This is a genomic window from Acidobacteriota bacterium (assembly GCA_016196035.1).
In the GTDB taxonomy this organism is placed as follows: Bacteria; Acidobacteriota; Blastocatellia; order RBC074; family RBC074; genus JACPYM01.
The window spans coordinates 1-2,883 of record JACPYM010000078.1; the positions used below are offsets into that span (position 1 = coordinate 1).

The following is a 2,883-nucleotide window of genomic DNA, read 5'->3' on the forward strand; positions in this document are numbered from 1 at the left end:
AGCGATTATCGCGACGGCGCGCAAGTTCCTGGGGGTGATCTACCGGACGCTGAAGAACAAATGGGTGTTCGCAGACTTCCCCCATTTCGTCCTCGCCGAGGGCTAACAACCACCTCGGAGTAGACAACTCATCATAGGAGACGTGATCTGATGCGGGGATTCTTTCACCAGGCATTTTGGCTGGCGTTATCTGCGACAGCGACCGTGATTGGAGTGGCGATGGCCTCGCCTGTACAAGCGGCCACCATCGTCTATGTCAGCAATTGTGAAAGTAATGATATTTACGTGTGGCAGCTTAACCGGCAGACGGGCGAGTTGACGTTGCTTGAGAAAGTCGCGCTGCCCGGCATTCTCAAAGCGGGCGGTTCAACGCCGATGACGGTCAGCCCGGATCGCCGCTTCCTGTTTGTCGCCACGCGCGGCGAACCGCAAAGCGTCTTCACCTTCGCCATTGACCCGAAAAGCGGCAAGCTCACACTGATCGGCAGCGGGCCGTTGGTTGACAGCATGCCTTATATCTCGACCGACCACATGGGACGCTTTCTGTTTGCAGCGTCGTATCCCGGCCACAAGTTCACCGTCAGCCCCATTGGCGCGAACGGCGTAATCGGGCCGACGCAGCAGATTTTGGAAAACCAGACGAACGCGCATTCGATTCTGGTGGATGCAAAAAATCGTTATGTGCTGGCGGCGACGCTGGGCAACGATCTGGTCAATGTGTTCAAGTTCGAGGCGAAGACAGGCAAGCTTGCGCCGAATACGCCTCCATCGGTTTCGGTCAAAGCCAAGACCGGCCCGCGTCATTTGGTCTTTCATCCGAAAGGCAAGCTCGTCTATGTGCTCGGCGAACTCGATGCGGCGGTGCATGTGTTTGATTACGATCCCGGCAAAGGGCTGCTCAAAGAGAAACAAGCGGTCAGTGCTTTGCCGCCGAGCGTAACCGGCAGGATTGCCGCCGCCGATTTGCACATCACACCTGATGGCAAGTTTGTTTACGTTTCAGATCGCACGACGAATAAGCTCACGGGGTTCAAGGTCAATGCGGCGGATGGCACGTTGACCTTGATTGAAAGCCTTCCGACCGAAGCGATGCCGCGTAGCTTCAGCATTGATTCAGCGGGGCGTTACCTGTTTTTAGTCGGGATGCGGTCCCATCAGATGTCGGGTTACCAGATTGATGCTGTCACGGGAAAGCTGACTAAGCTCAAGGAATATGCGCTGGGCAAGATTCCCAACTGGGTCGAAATCGTGGACCTTCCACGAAAGTGAAAAGTGAAAAACTTATGAACACGCTTTCTCAAAATGAATTACGCGATACGACACGCCGTCATTTCTTCGGGCAATGCGCGGTCGGACTGGGTTCCATTGCGCTCAACTGTTTGCTCTCGAACGAGGGCTTGAGCGCGCCGCAGCACCCAACCATTGATTCAAGCAAGCCGATGGCGCCACGCAAACCGCCGCTGCCAGCCAAAGCCAAGCGGGTGATTTATCTGTTTATGGCGGGCGCGCCTTCGCAACTGGAATTGTTTTCCGACAAGCCGAAGCTGCGGGAATTGACGGGACAACCGCCGCCGCCGAGTTTGATGAAAGGCAAACGTTTTGCCTTTCTCAAAGGCAACGAAACACTGCTGGGGACGAAGCGCAAGTTTGCGCAATACGGGCAAAGCGGGATGACACTCAGCGAATTGCTGCCGCATCATCGCCAGATCGTAGACGAGGTTTGCTGGTTGCGCGGGATGTCCACCGATGTCTTCAATCACGGCCCGGCGAAGCTGTTTATGAACACGGGCTTTCAAATCCCCGGTCGCCCCGCGTTCGGTGCGTGGGCGACATACGGGCTTGGCAGTGAATCGAAAGACCTGCCTGGCTTCGTCGTATTGCAAAGCGGGCGGCGTGGCCCGCGCGGCGGTGCGACGTTGTGGAGCAGCGGCTTTTTGCCGACTTCGTTTCAAGGCGTGCCCTTTCGCGGACAGGGCGATCCGATTCTCAACCTGCAAAGTCCGGCGGGACTCGGACGCGAGCAGGAACGCGATTTTTACGACACGGTCGGCGCGTTGAATAAAGCACGGCACGAGCAAACCGGTGACCCTGAAATCCTGACGCGGCTGAACGCTTATGAAATGGCCTTTCGCATGCAAACGAGCGCGCCGGAATTGATGGATTTGAGCCAGGAATCGGCGGCGACGCTGGCGCTCTATGGCGTGAAGCCGGGCGAGTCGGGCTTTGCGGCGAATGCGTTGCTGGCGCGGCGCATGATCGAACGCGGCGTGCGTTTCGTGCAGTTGTATCACACCGATTGGGATCATCACGGCGAACGCGGCAACAACCTTGATGGCGACCTCGAAGCCCGTTGCCGCGAGGTTGACCAAGCCAGTGCCGCGCTCGTGCTCGACCTGAAACAACGCGGCCTGTTGGAAGACACCATCGTCGTTTGGGGTGGCGAATTCGGGCGCACGCCAATGGGCGAAGTACGCGAGACGACCGGGCGCGATCATCACATCGAAGGCTTCACGCTGTGGGTGGCGGGCGGCGGTTTCAAACCCGGCTATTTGCACGGCGAAACCGATGAACTCGGCTTTGGCGTGGTTGACGGCGGCACCCACGTACACGATTTGCACGCCACGTTGCTATATCAACTTGGCTTCGATCACGAAAAGCTGACTTATCGGTTTCAAGGGCGAGATTTCCGTCTGACAGATGTGCACGGCAAGGTCATCATGGACGTACTCGCCTAAGCGGTTCAGCAGCCCTTGCTGACGCCTTGTCATTACCTAGTTTTTTTGCACGGCACTTAACAGTCGGTCATGAAGCCTATTTCCTTTCAGGAGTGACAGATCACTACGGAGGAGAGGCAATGGACACGCGCTTAGTTACGGTAACTGA

At 56.9% G+C, this 2,883-nt stretch carries 3 protein-coding genes; all 3 read left to right on the top strand.

Annotated elements, in window-relative coordinates:
* A partial coding sequence (locus HY011_23325; protein MBI3425871.1) for an IS110 family transposase occupies positions 1–106 on the top strand: 106 nt, incomplete at its 5' end.
* Between the two features lie 113 nt (positions 107–219).
* On the top strand, positions 220–1,269 hold the full coding sequence (locus HY011_23330; GenBank protein ID MBI3425872.1) for a beta-propeller fold lactonase family protein: 1,050 nt from the start codon (positions 220–222) through the stop codon (positions 1,267–1,269).
* A gap of 14 nt (positions 1,270–1,283) precedes the next feature.
* Positions 1,284–2,735: a DUF1501 domain-containing protein gene (locus HY011_23335; protein MBI3425873.1), complete on the top strand. Its 1,452-nt coding sequence runs from the start codon at positions 1,284–1,286 to the stop codon at positions 2,733–2,735.
* Positions 2,736–2,883 lie beyond the last annotated feature (148 nt).

Excerpts from the sequence above, each read along its gene's own strand:
- HY011_23330 (MBI3425872.1), top strand. The coding sequence starts at position 220 with ATGGCCTCGCCTGTACAAGCGGCCACCATCGTCTATGTCAGCAATTGT.
- HY011_23335 (MBI3425873.1), top strand. The coding sequence starts at position 1,284 with ATGAACACGCTTTCTCAAAATGAATTACGCGATACGACACGCCGTCAT.